This is a genomic window from Micromonospora sp. GCM10011542 (assembly GCF_042650685.1).
Lineage (GTDB): Bacteria > Actinomycetota > Actinomycetes > Mycobacteriales > Micromonosporaceae > Micromonospora.
In genome coordinates, this window is record NZ_JBHSBO010000028.1 from 51,984 (window position 1) to 67,853 (window position 15,870).

Below are 15,870 nucleotides of genomic sequence, written 5' to 3' on the forward strand. Positions count from 1 at the left end.
AAGCCTACCGACAGTCACGGCCGCCCCGGCCGTCAGGGGCGCAGGGCGGCGGGGGCGGTCGGGGGCACGGCGGGGTTGCGGGGCGGGACCGGCTCCACCCGCCGGTACGGCTCCCCGAGGGGCGGCCGTGGGTCCTCCTCGCCCCGGTTGGGCCACAGGGACATGGCGCGTTCGGCCTGGGCGGTGATGGTCAGCGACGGGTTCACCCCGAGGTTCGCCGAGACGGCTGCCCCGTCCACCACGTGCAGCCCGGGATGCCCGTACACCCGGTGATAGGGATCGATCACCCCGTCGGCCGGGGAGGCGCCGATCACCGCCCCGCCCAGGATGTGCGCCGTCATCGGGATGTTGAACGGCTCGGTGAGCGAGCCGCCCGGCGTACCGCCGATCTCCTCGGCGAGCATCCGTGCCGCGGTGTTGCCGGCCGGGATCCAGGTCGGGTTCGGTGCGCCGTGCCCCGGGCCGCTGACCAGCCGGCGGCCGAGCGGGCCGCGCCGCCAGCGGGTGGTCAGCGAGTTGTCCGCCGACTGCATGACCAGGGCGATCACCGTCCGCTCCGACCAGCCGCGCACCGAGAGCATCCGGGCGGCCAGGCCGGGCTGCCGGACGATGCTGCCCAGCCAGCGCCGGAGCCGATGCGGGCCGCCGTCGACCAGCAGCGACTGGAGCAGGCCCATCAGGTTCGAGCCACGCCCGTAGCGGACCGGCTCGACGTGGGTCTGCGGATCGGGGTGGAAGGAGCTGGTGATGGCCACGCCCTCGGTGAAGTCCAGCCGCTCGGACCGGGCCCGCTGGCGGGGCACCGAGGCGCCGAGAATGGCCTCCGAATTGGTCCTCGTCAGCTCGCCCAGGCGCGGCGAGAGCCCGGGCAGGGCGCCGCTGGCCCGCATCTCGTGCATCAGCCGCTGGGTGCCCAGCGCACCGGCCGCAAAGACCACCTGGTCGGCGTGGATCACCGCGCGCCGCTTGCGCAGCCAGGCGCCGGTGCGCTCGGTGTGCACCTCGTACCCGCCACCGGCGGCCGGCCGGACGCCGGTGACCGTGGTCAGCGGGTGCACCGTGGCGCCCAGCCGCTCGGCCAGCCACAGGTAGTTCTTGACCAGCGTGTTCTTCGCACCGTGCCGGCAGCCGGTCATGCACGAGCCGCAGTGCAGGCAGCCGGTGCGCTCCGGGCCGGCACCGCCGAAGTACGGATCGGCGACCCGCTGGCCGGGGCGGCCGATGTGCACACCGACGGGCGTGGCATGGAAGGTGTGCCCGACCCCCATCCGCTCGGCCACCGCCCGCATCGCCCGGTCCGCGCCGGTGTCCACCGGGTACGTGGTGACGCCGAGCATCCGCTTCGCCTGGTCGTAGTGGCGGGCCAGCTCGTCGCGCCAGTCGGTGATGTCGCGCCACTGCGGGTCGACGTAGAACGCCGGCAGCGGCTCGTAGAGCGTGTTCGCGTAGACCAGCGACCCGCCGCCCACCCCGGCGCCGGAGAGCACCAGCACGCCGCCGCCGCCGGCCCGCCGGTCGGCCGGACGGAGCAGGGTGAGCCGCTGGAGGCCGTAGCAGCCGAGCTTCGGCGCCCACAGGAACCGCCGCGCCCGCCAGGACGTCTGCGGGAACTCGTCGTCGGCGAACCGGCGGCCGGCCTCCAGCACCCCGACGGTGTAGCCCTTCTCGGCCAGCCGCAGCGCGGTGACGCTGCCGCCGAAGCCGGACCCGATGACGACCACGTCGTACCGCATGGACGCATCATTACCGGTCGGTAGCGCTCGCGCCAGGGCCCGTTTTCGCGCGATCATGCAGCGGCCGACCGACCCGGCGCGTCGCGGCCGCAACCCGGAGCACCTGTCGGAGCGTTGATTCGGTTACGGGGGAGAGAGGTTCGACATGGTTCTCGGGTCGACGGCGCCGCGTCGCCGGTGGCTGCTGCTGGGGCTGGTCGCCCTCGCCGTCGTCGCGCTGGTCGCGGCGGGCGCGGTGGTGGTCACCCGGCTGGTCGCCGACCGCCAGCCCGAGCGCGGCGGGTCACCGGCCGCCAGCGCGACCAGCGCGGCCCCGGGCACGACGCCCAGCCCGAGTCCGACCGGGCCGCCACCGGGCGCGGACATCACCGGCCCGCTGAACCTGCTGCTGGTCGGGGTGGACACCCGGGTCAGCGTGCCCGGCTGGGAGCCGCACGGCGACGCCGTACTGGTCCTGCACGTGCCGCAGGGTCTGGGGCGGGCGTACCTCTTCTCACTCCCCCGCGACCTGCTGGTGGACATCCCGGCCTTCCCCAAGGCCGGCTACCGCGGCGGTCGGACCAAGCTCACCCACGCGATGAGCTACGGCAGCCGGGTCCCGGGCAAACCCAAGCAGCCGAGCACGGCCCAGGGGTACGAGCTGCTACGCAGCACGGTCAGCGGCTACACCGGGCTGCGCATCGACGCCGGCGCGGTGCTCACCTTCACCGGGTTCGACCGGCTGGTGAACGCCCTCGGCGGGGTGGACATCTACGTCGACCAGCGGGTGGCGTCCCTGCACCGCCGGCCCGACGGGAAGTACCGGCAGAGCGTGCCGGGCGGGTACACCGGGCCGCAGCAGGTGTACGAGAAGGGCGACCGGCACCTCAACGGCTGGCAGGCACTGGACTACGCGCGGCAGCGCTACATCGCCGGCGGCGACTACGCCCGGCAGCGCCACCAGCAGCAGCTCGTCCGTGCGCTCACCCGCAAGATCCTCGACGAGGGGCTGGCCCGGCAGCCCGAACGCGTCGACCAGGTGGTCGCCGCGCTGGGCGACACCCTGCTCTACGTGGGCGGACGGAAGATCGTCGACCTGGCGTACGCCCTGGGCGGGCTGCCGGAGGACCGGTTCGTGCTGGTGGGGCTGCCCGGCTCGGGTGTCGGCAAGGGCAGCGCCTACCGCGGCGAACAGCTCACCGACGTCGGCCGGGACTTCATCACCGAGCTGCGTGCCGGCCGCGCCGAGGCCTACCTGAACGCGCACCCCACCCTGCGCATCAAGACCTGAGACCTCTCACCTCACGACCGGCACCGCCGCGCGGGGGTGCCGGTCGCGCGGGTGACAGGTCAGAGGCGCTTGGGCGTCGGGGGCTTCTTCGTGCCGTAGAGCCAGGCGTCGAAGAGGGCGTCGAGCTTCTTGCCGGAGATCCGCTCGGCGAGGGCCACGAACTCGGCGGTGGTGGCGGTGGCGTTGCGCTTCTCCGCCGCCCAGGTCCTGACGATCTCGAAGAACGCCTTGTCGCCGACGGCGACCCGCAGCGCGTGCAGCGTCATCCCGCCACGTTGGTAGACCGACTCGCTGAACAGGTTCTTCACCCCCGGCTTGCCCGGCGGCGTCTTCCACACCTGCGCGGGCACCCGGGCGTAGCGGACGTCGAACGCCTGCTCGGCGGTGTACTTCCTGGTGCGCTCGGCCCAGAGCCACTCCGCGTACGTGGCGAAGCCCTCGTTGAGCCAGATGTCCTCCCACTTGGCCAGCGTCACGCTGTCGCCGAACCACTGGTGGGCCAGTTCGTGCGCCACCACCTCGGTGTTCTCGCCCTGTCGGAAGAAGCTGTCCGAGTAGACCGGGCGGCTCTGGGTCTCCAGCGCGTACCGGATCCGGTCGTCGGAGACCACCACGCCGCCGTACGCGTCGAACGGGTACGGCCCGAACACGGTCTCCAGATAGTCGGCGACCTTGGTGGTCTCGGCGATCGACGAGTCCGCGGCACCCTTGGCCGCGATGGCGACCGCACTGTAGACCGGCTTTCCCCTGTGCACGGCGGTGGTGATGCGGAACTTGCCGATCACCAGGGTGCTCAGGTAGCTGGCCATCGGGGACTTCTCCGACCAGGTCCAGGTGGTCCAGCCGTCCTTGCTGGCCTTGCCGCCCGGCACGCCGTTGCTGACCGCCGTGAGCCCGTCCGGGACGGTGATCTCGAAGTCGTACGCGGCCTTGTCCGACGGGTGGTCGTTGACCGGGAACCAGGTGCTCGCCGACTCCGGCTGGCCGAGCGCGATGGCGCCGTCGGCGGTGTGCAGGAACCCACCGTCGCCGAGCACCTCGTTCTTCAGCGGCTTCGGCTTGCCCTCGTAGGCGATCTCGGCGACGAACCCGTTTCCCGAGATCAGGCCGGCCGCCGGCTTGACCACCAGCTCGTTGGCGTCCCGGGTGTGGGTGGCCGGGGCACCGTCCACGGTGACCGACGTGACGGTCAGCCCGGCCAGGTCCAGGTTGAACGTCGACAGGTCGGCCGTCGCGGTGGCCCGTACGGTGGTCGTGCCGCTGAGCGTGTCCTTCGCCGGGTCGTAGCGCACCTTGACGGTGTACCGGCCGACGTCGTAACCACCGTTGCCGTAGCTGGGGAAGTAGGCGTCGCCGACACCCTTCGCGCCGGCGGTGAAGTTCCGCGACGGAGTCGGGGACGCACTCGGCGACGGCGCCGCCGCCTCCGGCGCGGCCGAGTCGCACCCGGTCAGTCCGAGCGCTGCGGTCACCAGCAGACCGACGCCCACCCGCATCCTGCGCCGCGTCACCCGCATCACGTGCCCTCCCCCGTACGGTGCCGGGGTGGCCCGCGCCGCCCCGCGCGACCGGCACGGCCCGGCCGATCGCAGGCGGCAGCCTAGCGACCGATGATCACGGGCTCGTCACGGCAGGGCGGGCGCCGCGCCACCGACCAGCCAGGCGTCGAAGAGCGGGCGCAACTGCCGGCCGGCGACCCGCTCGGCCAGCGCCACGAGGTCGCCGGTGGTGGCGTTACCCCCGGCCCGCTCGGCGGTCCAGGTCCGCACGATGCGGAAGAACGTGTCGTCACCGACGGTCCGGCGCAGCGCGTGCACGGCCAGCGCGCCGCGCTTGTAGACGGCGGTGCCGAACATCCGCTCCCGACCCGGGTCGACCGACGGCTGCGACCAGTCGGTGGCCGCGTACTGGACTTCGAAGATGCGCTGCGCGGTCCGGCCGCCGTCGTGCTCCTCCCACAGCCACTCCGCGTAGGTGGCGAAGCCCTCGTTGAGCCAGATGTCGCTCCACCGGCCGACCGACACGCTGTCGCCGAACCACTGGTGCGCCAGCTCGTGGGCGACGACCTCGACGTTCGGCCGGCCACCGGCGAAGAACCCCGGCCCGTACACCGGGCGGGACTGGGTCTCCAGCGCGTAGCCGATCCGGTCGTCGGCGACCGCGATCCCGCCGTAGGAGTCGAACGGGTACGGGCCGAAGCGGCTGGCCAGGAAGTCGACGACCGCACCGGTGCGGGCCAGCGAGGCCGCCGCCGGCCCGTTCTCCGGCAGGCTGGCCGCCACCGCGGTGACGATCGGCCGGCCGGCGTGGCTGCCGGTGCGTACCCGGTAGTCGCCGATCACCAGCGTGGTCAGGTAGCTGGCCATCGGCGCCCGCTCCGACCAGCGCCAGGTGGTCCAGCCGTCGGCGCTGCTCTTCGGCCCGGGCACCCCGTTGCTCAACGCGGCCAGCCCGTCCGGCACCGTCACCGCGACGTCGTAGCTGGCCTTGTCGGACGGGTGGTCGTTGACCGGGAACCAGGTGGCCGCCGAGTCGGGCTGGCCGAGCGCCACCGCGCCGTCGGCGGTGTGCAGGAAGCCGCCGCTGCCCAACGAGGAGTCGGTGGCCGCAGTCGGCACCCCGGCGTACTCCACCTCCACCGCGAACGCCCGCCCGCGCGGCAGCCCGTCGCGCGGGGTGACCACCAGCTCGCCGTCGTCGCGGCGGTGCCCGGCACGAGCGCCGGCCACGGTGACCCCCGCGACGTCCAGGCCGACCAGGTCCAGATTGAACCGGGACAGGTTCTCGGTCGCCGTCGCCGTGATGGTGGCCCGGCCGGTCAGCCGGTCGGTCGCCGGGTCGTAGCGCACGTCCAGCCGGTAGTTCGAGACGTCGTACCCGCCGTTGCCGTGTCCCGGCGTGTACGGGTCGGCCACGTCCACGCTGCCCGGACGAAACTTGTCGCGGTCGGCGTCGACGCGCTTGTCGCGGTGCGGGGTGCAGCCGGAGAGCGCGACCGCCGCCGTCACCGCGACGGCGAGCGCCGGTCGCCACCGTCGGGGGATACGCCGCACCGGCCGAGCCTAACGGCGCGACCGGTGCGGTGGGGCGGGTTACGGCGCTCTGCCGGACCCGACGGAGGGTCAGCGGTCCAGGACCAGACCGACCTTCTGGAACTCCTTGAGGTCGCGGTAGCCGCACTTGGCCATCGCCCGCCGCAGGCCGCCGAAGAGGTTGAGCTGACCGTCGGGCTCGTCGGCCGGACCGAAGAGCAACTGCTCCATCGAACCGATCGGCTCGCCGGCCAGCTCGAACGCGCCCCGGGGCAGCGACGGGTGGCTGGCCGCCGAGTGCCACCACGCACCGCCGGCCGGGGCCTCGGCGCACAGCGACAGCGGCTCGCCGAGCATCACCGCGTCCGCGCCGCAGCCGAGGGCCTTGGCGATGTCGCCGGACGTCTGGATGTCGCCGTCGGCGATCAGGTGCACGTACCGGCCGCCGGTCTCGTCGAGGTAGTCCCGGCGGGCCGCGGCGGCGTCGGCGATCGCGGTGGCCATCGGCACCCGGATGCCCAGCACCGACTCGGTGGTCGACCACTCGTCACCGCCGATGCCGACGATCACGCCGGCCGCACCGGTACGCATCAGGTGCAGCGCCGTCTTGTAGTCGGTGCAGCCGCCGACGATGACCGGCAGGTCGAGGTCGGCGATGAACTCCTTGAGGTTCAGCGGCTCGTCGGTGGTCGACACGTGCTCGGCGGAGACGATGGTGCCCTGGATGACCAGGATGTCCACCCCGGCGTCCAGGATCACCGGCGCGAGGGCCAGGGTGTGCTGCGGGGACACCCGCACCGCCACCGTGCCGCCGCCGGCGCGCAGCTCACGGACCCGCTCGGCGATCAGGTCGGGACGGATCGGCTCCGCGTACACCTCCTGGAGCCGCTTGGTGGCGCGGGCGTCCTCGTCGAGGCCGGCCAGCTCCTCCAGCACCTTGGTCGGGTTCTCGTAGCGGGTCCACAGCCCCTCGACGTTGAGCACGCCGAGGCCGCCGAGCTGGCCCAGCCGCACCGCCGAGGACGGACTCATCGTGGCGTCGGAGGGGTGGCCGACGCACGGGATGCCAAACGGGTACGCGTCGAGCTGCCAGGCGGTGGAGACGTCGTCGACGTCCCGGGTCCGGCGGCTCGGCACGATGGCGATGTCGTCCAGGTGGTAGCCGCGCTGCGCGGTCTTGCCCAGCCCGATCTCGACCACGTCACGCATGGGGGACTCCAGGTTGTTGGGGGATGATCAGCGGGAGTGGTAGTTGGGCGCCTCGACCGTCATCTGGATGTCGTGCGGGTGGCTCTCCTTGAGCCCGGCCGCGGTGATCCGGATCAGCTGGCCACGCCGGTGCAGCTCGGGGATGCTCTCCGCGCCGACGTACCCCATCGCGGCGCGCAGCCCGCCGATGAGCTGGTGGGCGACCGCGGACAGCGGGCCCCGGTAGGGCACCTGGCCCTCGACGCCCTCGGGGACCAGCTTGTCCTCGGCGAGCACGTCCTGCTGGAAGTAGCGGTCCTTGGAGTAGGACTTGGCCTGGCCCCGGGACTGCATCGCGCCGAGCGAGCCCATCCCGCGGTACGCCTTGTACTGCTTGCCGTTGATGAAGATCAGCTCGCCGGGGCTCTCTTCGCAACCGGCCAGGAGGCTGCCCAGCATCACCGTGTCGGCACCGGCGACCAGCGCCTTCGCGATGTCGCCGGAGTATTGGATGCCGCCGTCGCCGATCACCGGCACGCCGGCCGGGCGGGCGGCGCGGGCGGCCTCCATGATCGCGGTGATCTGCGGCACGCCGACCCCGGCGACGATCCGGGTGGTGCAGATCGCGCCCGGCCCCACGCCGACCTTGATGCCGTCGGCACCGGCCTCGACCAGCGCCTTCGCACCGGCGTACGTGGCCACGTTGCCGCCCACGATGTCGATGGCGACGTCGGACTTGAGCTGGCGGACCATGTCCAGCACGGCCCGCTGGTGGCCGTGCGCGGTGTCCACGATGAGCACGTCCACCCCGGCGTCGACCAGGGCGCGGGCCCGCTTGTAGGCGTCCTCGCCGACACCCACGGCGGCGGCGACGCGCAGTCGACCGGCCTCGTCCTTGGTGGCGTTCGGGTACTGCTCGCTCTTGGTGAAGTCCTTGACGGTGATCAGCCCGCGCAGCCGGCCCGCGTCGTCGACGATCGGCAGCTTCTCGACCTTGTGCCGGCGCAGCAGCTCCAGGGCCTCGTCCTTGCTCACCCCGACCCGGGCGGTGATCAGCGGGGCGTGCGTCATGATCTCGCGTACTGGGGTGCCCGGCTCGGAGACGAAGCGCATGTCGCGGTTGGTGACGATGCCGACCAGCTGGCCGTCACCGTCGACCACCGGCACGCCGGAGATCCGGTACCGGCCGCACAGCTCGTCGACCTCGCGCAGGGTGTCGTCGGGGCTGGCCGTCACCGGGTTGGTGATCATGCCGGACTCGGAGCGCTTGACCAGGTCGACCTGGAGCGCCTGGTCCTCCAGGGAGAGGTTGCGGTGCAGCACGCCGATGCCGCCCTGGCGGGCCATCGCGATCGCCATCCGCGCCTCGGTGACCGTGTCCATGGCGCTGGAGAGCAGCGGCACGGTCAGCTCGACGTTGCGGGTGAGCCGGGTGCGGGTGTTGACCCGGCTTGGCACCACGTCCGACTCGCCCGGCTGGAGCAGCACGTCGTCGAAGGTGAGCCCCAGCGGCACCACCCGCGCCGAACCGGCCGGCAGCTCGGGCAGGTGACCTCCCAGCTCGCCGTGGTCGGCGCCGGTCGGACGATCGGTGCTGGGCGAATTTTCCACGATTGCTCTCCTGAGCTGCTCGAACCGGCTTGAGCGAGGTGGCGCGCGCGGGCACCGGAACGCGCCCTGGTGCCGGCGCGTCGCCCCATCGTACCCAGTGAGCTGGGCGGCCCCCGCTGTGGCGCACGGCCCGGCGCGTGGGCCGGGGGCGGACGCCCCCGCCGCGTTGGGTCTACGGTGAGGGGGTGCACGACGAGCCCATCGACCCGTTCAACGGCGACCCGGCCGATCCGGCAGCAGGGCTGGACGATCCGGGCGACGACGCGACGCCGGATCCGCTGACCGACGTCGAGCGCCAGGACGTGCTGGAGGACCTCGCCGACCTGGAGATCTACCAGGCACTGCTGGCGCCGATCGGCGTGCGCGGGCTGGTCATCGAATGCGAGGACTGCCGCGAGCCGCACTACTTCGACTGGGACCTGCTCCGGGGCAACCTGCGGCACCTGCTCAGCTCGGGCCGGCCACGGGTGCACGAGCCGGCGTACGACCCCGACCCGGACCACTACGTCACCTGGGACTACGCGCGCGGCTACGCCGACGGCGTACACGACACCCTGACCGAGGGCACCGAGGACGAACCGGACGGCACGACCTCCTCGGACGACTGACCCCCTCCCCCGTGCCGGGCGCCGCGCTGATCGCGGCCGGTCGCCCGCGCAGGACCGCGCCGCAACACGGAAGTGGTGGCCTCCCGCCGGCGGGAGGCCACCACTTCCGTGTCCGAGCGGGATCTTGACGGTCCCGCGGGGTGCGAGGTCAGGCGACCAGGCCGGCACGGAAGCCGGCGGCGACCGCGTGGGCCCGGTCCCGGGCGCCGAGCTTGCGGAAGAGGCGGCGGGCGTGGGTCTTGACGGTGTCCTCCGAGACGAACAGTTCGCGGCCGATCTCGGCATTGCTCTTGCCCTCGGCCATGCCGAGCAGGACCTGGAGTTCCCGCTCGGTGAGCCCGATCGAGGCCCGGCTGGGTCGGGTCGGTCCGGGCCGCGCGGTCTCCGCCGCCCCGGCGGGCGGCTCACCGGTGGCCGGCTCGGCCTCATCGTCGCCGCGCTGCACCGGCACCGACGCCACCCCGGCCGGCCCGTCGGTGGTCCCGGCGGCCCAACCGGTCTCGGCGGAGCTGCGCCCGGGCGGGGCGGAGCGGGCCGGACCGCCGACCGCCGCGGTGTCCCGGGCCGGGTCGGTGATCCGCTGGCGGGAGGCCCGGCCGGGGGCGGTGAGCAGCAGCAACGCCTTGGCCACCGCGCTGGTCAGGTCGTGGTCGGCGTTCTGGATCAGGCCGCGGGCACCGGCGCTGATGGTCGCCGCCGCGGCCTCGGACTCCTCGGCGCCGAGCAGCAGCACGGCGGCCTGCGGTGCGCGGGCCAGCACCCGTCGGACGAAGCCCGCGCTGTCCGGCCGGGTGAGGGCCGTGTCGGCGAGCACCACGTCGGCGGGCCGCTCGGCGAGCCGGAGCATCACCTCGGGATCGGAGACGGCGGTTCGGACGATGGCGGACAGTCCCAGCCGCGCGGCCGCGGAAGTCAGGTGCTGCGCCGCGAGTGGTGTCCGAACGCACACGAGAACGGTACGCACTGTGTTCTCCTCTCCGCCAACGAGCAGACCATGACGGGGTCGGCTGGGGAGGAGGTTCCCGGCAATCCTCCGAACTTTTACGACACTTAGGGCAAAAGCCGCAACTTGCCAGACGTTTTCGATCACAGACGTGTGAGTCGGGGAAAGCCCGGGTACCGGGATGTCCAGGCCGGGAACGGTGCGCCAACGCGGCCCGCCGCCCGGAAGCCGGCCATGAGTATCTCGCGGTGCCGCGCGGGAGGAGGGGTGCTGATGTCGAACGTACGTAGACTGCCCGGACCCATCGTCGATCTTTGGGACTGGCAGCGGCTCGGCGCCTGCCGGGGCCGGGACAGTGCCCAGTTCTTCCACCCCGACGGCGAGCGCGGATCGTCCCGGCTACGCCGGGAGTCCGCCGCCAAGGCCGTGTGCCGCGCCTGCCCGGTCCGCGCCGAGTGCGCCGCGCACGCGCTGTCGGTCCGCGAGCCGTACGGCGTCTGGGGCGGGTTCAGCGAGTCGGAGCGGCTGCGCCTGCTCGCCGTCGGCTGGGAGGACCTGGCCGACCGCCGGCAGAGCCGCGTGGACGTGGCCCGGCTGGAGGCCCGCCTGGGCCGGCCGCACAAGTCCACCGTCCCGGCCCAACGCAACGTCGCCTGACCGGACCCGCCTCCGCGACACCCGACACCCGACGCCGCGCCCCGTCCCCGGGGCGCGGCGTCGACGCGTACCCCGGGGGACGTGCGGGTTGCCCGGCACGACCTCGCGGCCCGCGCCACGGCGCCTCAGCCGGCCCGCGGCCGCAGCTGTTCGACGACCGCCAGCACCACCCAGGCCGCCGCGCTGAGCGACACCGCGACCAGCGGCGGCAGTTCCGCCAGCGCGACCACCAACGCCACGAGTCCCAACCCGGCCTGGGCCAGCGCGACCGGGCGGCTGACTGACAGGTTGATCCCCCGGTAGATGATGACGCAGCCCGCCATCATCGCCAGCTGACTGCCACCCAGCAGCCGCCCGGCCACCTCGTGTCCGGTTCCGTGCCGATCCGCCGCCTCCGCCGCCAGTTCCACGGCCACACCGGCGGTCACGATCGCCGCGGACACCAGCAGGTGGCCGTAGACGTAGAGGTAGCTCCGGACCACCGCTCGCCGCCCCGACCGCAGCACCCGGTTGCCCGCCTCGCTGTCGAACGTGGCGATGAAGTAGACCCACCACACCCCGCTGGCGATGATGAAGCCGCCGATCCCGATCGCCACTGAGACACCTCGCCAGCCCGTGGCGTCGATCCCGTTCGCGACGGCCAGGACGGCCTCCCCGAGCACGACGATCGTGAACAGGCCGAACCGTTCGGGCATGTGCGACGTCTGCGTCGGCGCCGCACGCGCCAGTGCGTACGCCAGTGGTCCGGCGATCGTAGCGTTGAGCACGAGTGCGAAGCCCCAGACCGCGTACCGGACCGGCGTCGGCGCCGGGAGCGAGCCGAACCAGAGCACGGCGGCGAGCAGGAAGCCGGCGGCGTTCCACCAGCAGAATTCCCGTGCCTCGACGTCGAGCCAGCCCACGACGGCGTACATCGCGGTGAGCAGCGTCAGCAGCAGCCCGTAGGTCACCGCGAAACGGTCCGCGTCGGCAGCGGTCCCGCCCGGCAGGGTGGCTGACAGCGCCAGCACCCCCAGCATCGCGGTCAGCTGCACCAGGCGGCTCGGTGGGCGGTCGTCGTCGAAGAGGTCGGCGAAGTAGGAGAAGCTGAACCACAGCCACCAGATCGCGCTGATCAGACCGGCGAAGACCAGCACGCCGTGCGCCGACGGGTCGGCCACCAGCCGCTGGCCGAGCCGGAACACCGCGACCACGAACACCAGGTCGAAGAAGAGCTCCAGCCAGCTGGCGCGCCGTGCCGCACCGTAGCCATGGATCAGGGAGCGCCTGCCTCCCCGCCGTGCGTCCACCGGCTGAGGTTAGCGAGGATCGGGCCTGGTTCGACCCGGTTGGCCAGCATCGCGACCGCGGTCAGCGGACGGTGACGGTGACGGTGTGCCAGCCGGTGGCGCCGTCCGGGGCGACCGCCTGCCGGCGTTCGATCTGAATCTCGCCGGTGGCGTCGGTGGCCCGCACCTGGAGCTTGTGCTCGCCCGGGGTGGCGTTCCAGCGCCACGACCACTGCACCCAGGTGTCCACCGACACCGCCGGTGCCAGCGTCGCCTCCTGCCAGGGGCCCTCGTCGACGCGGACCTCGACCCGCCGGATCCCCCGGTGCTGCGCCCAGGCCACCCCCGCCACGGTCACCGGGCCGCCGGTCAGCCGGTTGCGCGGCCGGGGCGCGTCGATCCGGGACTGGGTCTTGATCGGCCCCTGCGCCGACCAGCCTCGCGGCACCCAGTACGCGTCGAAGTCGCTGAACCGGGTCAGCTCCAGCTCGGTGATCCACTTGCACGCCGACACGTAGCCGTACAGGCCGGGCACCACCATCCGGACCGGGAAGCCGTGCTCGACCGGCAGCGGCTCGCCGTTCATGCCGACCGCCAGCAGCGCGTCCCGCCCGTCGCGCAGCGCGGCGGTGGGGGTGCCGCAGGTCCAGCCGTCGACCGAGCGGCCGACCACCTGGTCCGCGTCCGCCTCCGGCTCGACCTCGTCCAGCAGTTCCCGGATCGGTACGCCGAGCCAACGGGCGTTGCCGATCAGGTCACCGCCCACCTCGTTGGAGACGCAGGCCAGTGTCACGTACCGCTCGACCAGCGGCCGGGCCAGCAGGTCGGCGTAGCTGTAGGTGCGCTCGGTGCCGACCCGGCCGTGGATGCGCAGGCGCCAGGTGTCCGGGTCCACCTGCGGCACCACCAGCGCGGTGTCGATCCGGTAGAACCCGAAGTTGGAGGTGACGTAGGGGGCGACCTGGGTCAGCGACAGGTCCGCCCCGGCCGGCACGGCGGGCGCGGGGGCCACCGGCGCCGGCAGCCGGATCGCCTCCCGGGCGGCGGAGACGCCGCGACGACCGGCGAGCCAGCGCCCACCGAGGCCGGCCACCGTGGCCGTGCCGAGCAGCGCACCGGCACCGGTGAGGAACCGCCGCCGGGACTCCGGGTCGGTGCCGTCCACCGCCGTCTCAGGTGCCGCTACCGGTCCGGCAGTCGGATGGCTGGGCCGGGAGGGGTCCTCAGCTTCCTGTGGAGCTGCCCCGGATATGGGGCGCCCCGTATCCGGGGCAGCTCGACCCGGACCAGACGCCTCCTCGTGCAGGGCGGACGGCGGGAGCGGCGAGCTCCACGGCCACGGGGCCAGCTCCAGCGGGCCGACGGTGAACGCCCACAGCACCACCGCGCCGAAACCGCCGCCGACCAGCGACGGCAGCGCGTCCGCGGCGTCCGCGCCGGCGCGGGTCAGTGCGGCGGCCACGCCGACCGCGGCGAACAGGGCGATGCCGGCCAGGCCGATCGCCAGGCGGCGCACCGCCAGCACCCCGATCAACGCGGCGAACGCGCCGAGCAGCAGCGCCGTCCCGACCAGCAGGGCGATCTTGTCGGCGGTGCCGAAGACGTCGATGGCGAGTTGCTTCAGCGACTCGGGAACGGCGTCGACGACCACCCCGCCGACCGCGACCAGCGGCGCGGAGCGGGGACCGGTCAGCACCGCCACCGGTTCGGCGGTGCCGATCGCGACAGCGGCTGCGGTGACTCCGGCCAGCGCGGCGTACGGCCGCGACGGGGTGCTCATCGGCCCAGTGTGCGCGATCATCTCGCCCGGTCGCCAACCACGTCAGCGTCCGGTAATGATCCCGGCTCACCCCGAAGGGTCCGGGGCACACCGCCGTACGGCGGTGTGCCCCGGACGTGGCGCTACCGGATCAGAAGCCCGGGCCGTGCTGGTGGCCGTGGCCGTGGCCGTGCCCACCGGCGGCGGCCGGCTCGGCCTGCTCCGGCTTCTCCACCACGAGGCTCTCGGTGGTGAGCAGCAGCCCGGCGATCGAGGCGGCGTTGGTGACCGCGTTGCGGGTCACCTTCACCGGGTCGATGATGCCGGCCTTGACCAGGTCGACGTACTCGCCGGTGGCGGCGTCGAGACCGTTGCCCCACTCCTTGCCGGCGACCTTCTGCACCACGACGTAGCCGTCGTGGCCGGCGTTCTGCGCGATCCAGCGCAGCGGCTCGACGAGCGCCTTGCGCACGACCGAGACGCCGACCTTCTCGTCACCGGTGAAGCCGAGGTCGTCGTCGAGCACCGAGGAGACCTGCACCAGGGCGGCGCCGCCGCCGGGCACGGTGCCCTCCTCGACCGCGGCCTTGGTCGCCGCGATGGCGTCCTCGATGCGGTGCTTGCGCTCCTTCATCTCGACCTCGGTCGCCGCACCCACCTTGATCACGGCGATGCCGCCGGAGAGCTTCGCCAGACGCTCGGCGAGCTTCTCGCGGTCCCAGTCGGAGTCCGAGGCCTCGATCTCCTTGCGGATCTGGGCCACCCGGTCGGCGACGTCGGAGGCCTGGCCGCCACCGTCGACGATCGTGGTGTTCTCCTTGTCGACCACGACGCGCCGGGCGGAGCCGAGCACCTCCAGGCCGACCTGGTCGAGCTTGTAGCCCAGCTCCGGGGCGACCAGCTCGGCGCCGGTGGAGATCGCGATGTCCTGGAGCATCGCCTTGCGGCGGTCACCGAAGCCGGGGGCCTTGACCGCGCAGACCTTGAGGGTCTTGCGGATCGAGTTGACCACCAGGGTGGACAGCGCCTGGCCGTCCACGTCCTCGGCGATGATCAGCAGCGGCTTGCTGTTCTGCAGGACCTTCTCCAGCAGCGGCAGCAGCTCCTCGATCGCCGAGATCTTCTGGGTGGTGACCAGGACGTACGCGTCCTCCAGGACGGACTCCTGGTTCTCCAGGTCGGTGACGAAGTTCGGGGAGATGAAGCCCTTGTCGAACTGGAGACCCTCGGTCACGTCCAGCTCGGTGGTGAGCATCGAGCCCTCCTCGACGGTGATGACACCGTCGCGGCCGACCCGCTCCATCGCCTCGGCGATCAGGTCGCCGATGGTGGCGTCCTGCGCGGAGATCGTCGCCACGTTCGCGATCGACTCCTTGCCGGCGACCTCCGCGGCCCGCTCCAGCAGGGCCTCGGAGACCTTGGCGGCCGCCGCGTCGATGCCGCGCTTGAGGCCGGCCGGGTTGGTCCCGGCGGTCACGTTGCGCAGGCCCTCGCGGACCATCGCCTGGGCCAGCACGGTCGCGGTGGTGGTCCCGTCGCCGGCGACGTCGTTGGTCTTGGTCGCCACCTCCTTGACCAGCTGCGCGCCGAGGTTCTCGTAGGGGTTGGTGAGCTCGATCTCCTTGGCGATGGTCACACCATCGTTGGTGATCGTCGGCGCACCGAATTTCTTGTCCAGGACGACGTTGCGCCCGCGCGGGCCGAGGGTGACCTTGACCGCGTCCGCGAGGGCGTTGACACCGTGCTCCAGCAGGTGCCGGGCGTCGTCCGAGAAGCTCAGGATCTTCGCCATCTGTATCCC

General features: G+C 72.9%; 12 protein-coding genes. 3 read left to right on the forward strand and 9 right to left on the reverse strand.

What is annotated here, in order from left to right:
- Positions 1-32: 32 nt before the first annotated feature.
- On the reverse strand, positions 33-1,733 hold the full coding sequence (locus tag ACFOW4_RS09445) for an FAD-dependent oxidoreductase (protein WP_377526338.1): 1,701 nt from the start codon (positions 1,731-1,733) through the stop codon (positions 33-35).
- Between the two features lie 145 nt (positions 1,734-1,878).
- Here ACFOW4_RS09445 and ACFOW4_RS09450 point away from each other — a divergent pair, with 145 nt between their 5' ends.
- On the forward strand, positions 1,879-3,003 hold the full coding sequence (locus tag ACFOW4_RS09450; protein WP_377526340.1) for an LCP family protein: 1,125 nt from the start codon (positions 1,879-1,881) through the stop codon (positions 3,001-3,003).
- A 59-nt stretch (positions 3,004-3,062) separates the two neighbouring features.
- On the opposite strand, the gene ACFOW4_RS09455 is transcribed toward ACFOW4_RS09450, so the two are convergent.
- From ACFOW4_RS09455 to guaB, 4 genes are all read right to left on the reverse strand, one after another.
- Positions 3,063-4,520, reverse strand: coding sequence for a M1 family metallopeptidase (locus ACFOW4_RS09455; RefSeq protein WP_377526563.1), 1,458 nt, complete (start codon positions 4,518-4,520; stop codon positions 3,063-3,065).
- Between the two features lie 108 nt (positions 4,521-4,628).
- A complete protein-coding gene (locus ACFOW4_RS09460; protein WP_377526341.1) occupies positions 4,629-6,056 on the reverse strand; it encodes a M1 family metallopeptidase in 1,428 nt (475 codons plus the stop codon).
- Positions 6,057-6,125: 69 nt separating this feature from the next.
- On the reverse strand, positions 6,126-7,244 hold the full coding sequence (locus ACFOW4_RS09465) for a GuaB3 family IMP dehydrogenase-related protein (RefSeq protein ID WP_377526344.1): 1,119 nt from the start codon (positions 7,242-7,244) through the stop codon (positions 6,126-6,128).
- A 27-nt stretch (positions 7,245-7,271) separates the two neighbouring features.
- Positions 7,272-8,834 (reverse strand): IMP dehydrogenase, encoded by a 1,563-nt coding sequence (guaB, locus tag ACFOW4_RS09470; protein WP_377526345.1) that lies wholly within the window; start codon positions 8,832-8,834, stop codon positions 7,272-7,274.
- A 185-nt stretch (positions 8,835-9,019) separates the two neighbouring features.
- Here guaB and ACFOW4_RS09475 point away from each other — a divergent pair, with 185 nt between their 5' ends.
- Positions 9,020-9,442 carry a DUF5319 domain-containing protein gene (locus ACFOW4_RS09475; RefSeq protein WP_377526347.1) on the forward strand — a complete coding sequence of 141 codons (423 nt, stop codon included), beginning with the start codon at positions 9,020-9,022 and terminating at the stop codon, positions 9,440-9,442.
- 148 nt (positions 9,443-9,590) lie between these two features.
- On the opposite strand, the gene ACFOW4_RS09480 is transcribed toward ACFOW4_RS09475, so the two are convergent.
- Positions 9,591-10,406 (reverse strand): response regulator transcription factor, encoded by an 816-nt coding sequence (locus tag ACFOW4_RS09480; protein WP_377526348.1) that lies wholly within the window; start codon positions 10,404-10,406, stop codon positions 9,591-9,593.
- Positions 10,407-10,658: 252 nt separating this feature from the next.
- On the opposite strand from ACFOW4_RS09480, the gene ACFOW4_RS09485 reads away from it, so the two are divergent.
- Positions 10,659-11,042, forward strand: a complete 384-nt coding sequence (locus ACFOW4_RS09485; protein WP_377526350.1) for a WhiB family transcriptional regulator — start codon at positions 10,659-10,661, stop codon at positions 11,040-11,042.
- A 125-nt stretch (positions 11,043-11,167) separates the two neighbouring features.
- Here the strand turns inward: ACFOW4_RS09485 and ACFOW4_RS09490 are convergent, their stop codons facing one another.
- The 3 genes from ACFOW4_RS09490 to groL form a co-directional block, all read right to left on the reverse strand.
- Positions 11,168-12,331: a low temperature requirement protein A gene (locus ACFOW4_RS09490; RefSeq protein ID WP_377526351.1), complete on the reverse strand. Its 1,164-nt coding sequence runs from the start codon at positions 12,329-12,331 to the stop codon at positions 11,168-11,170.
- A gap of 61 nt (positions 12,332-12,392) precedes the next feature.
- Positions 12,393-14,090, reverse strand: a complete 1,698-nt coding sequence (locus ACFOW4_RS09495; protein ID WP_377526353.1) for a molybdopterin-dependent oxidoreductase — start codon at positions 14,088-14,090, stop codon at positions 12,393-12,395.
- Positions 14,091-14,220: 130 nt separating this feature from the next.
- Complete coding sequence (groL, locus tag ACFOW4_RS09500; RefSeq protein ID WP_377526354.1) at positions 14,221-15,861, reverse strand: chaperonin GroEL; 1,641 nt, start codon at positions 15,859-15,861, stop codon at positions 14,221-14,223.
- Positions 15,862-15,870 lie beyond the last annotated feature (9 nt).

Excerpts from the sequence above, each read along its gene's own strand:
- ACFOW4_RS09445 (WP_377526338.1), bottom strand. The coding sequence starts at position 1,733 with ATGCGGTACGACGTGGTCGTCATCGGGTCCGGCTTCGGCGGCAGCGTC.
- ACFOW4_RS09450 (WP_377526340.1), top strand. The coding sequence starts at position 1,879 with ATGGTTCTCGGGTCGACGGCGCCGCGTCGCCGGTGGCTGCTGCTGGGG.
- ACFOW4_RS09455 (WP_377526563.1), bottom strand. The coding sequence starts at position 4,520 with ATGCGGGTGACGCGGCGCAGGATGCGGGTGGGCGTCGGTCTGCTGGTG.
- ACFOW4_RS09465 (WP_377526344.1), bottom strand. The coding sequence starts at position 7,244 with ATGCGTGACGTGGTCGAGATCGGGCTGGGCAAGACCGCGCAGCGCGGC.
- ACFOW4_RS09485 (WP_377526350.1), top strand. The coding sequence starts at position 10,659 with ATGTCGAACGTACGTAGACTGCCCGGACCCATCGTCGATCTTTGGGAC.
- ACFOW4_RS09495 (WP_377526353.1), bottom strand. The coding sequence starts at position 14,090 with ATGAGCACCCCGTCGCGGCCGTACGCCGCGCTGGCCGGAGTCACCGCA.
- groL (WP_377526354.1), bottom strand. The coding sequence starts at position 15,861 with ATGGCGAAGATCCTGAGCTTCTCGGACGACGCCCGGCACCTGCTGGAG.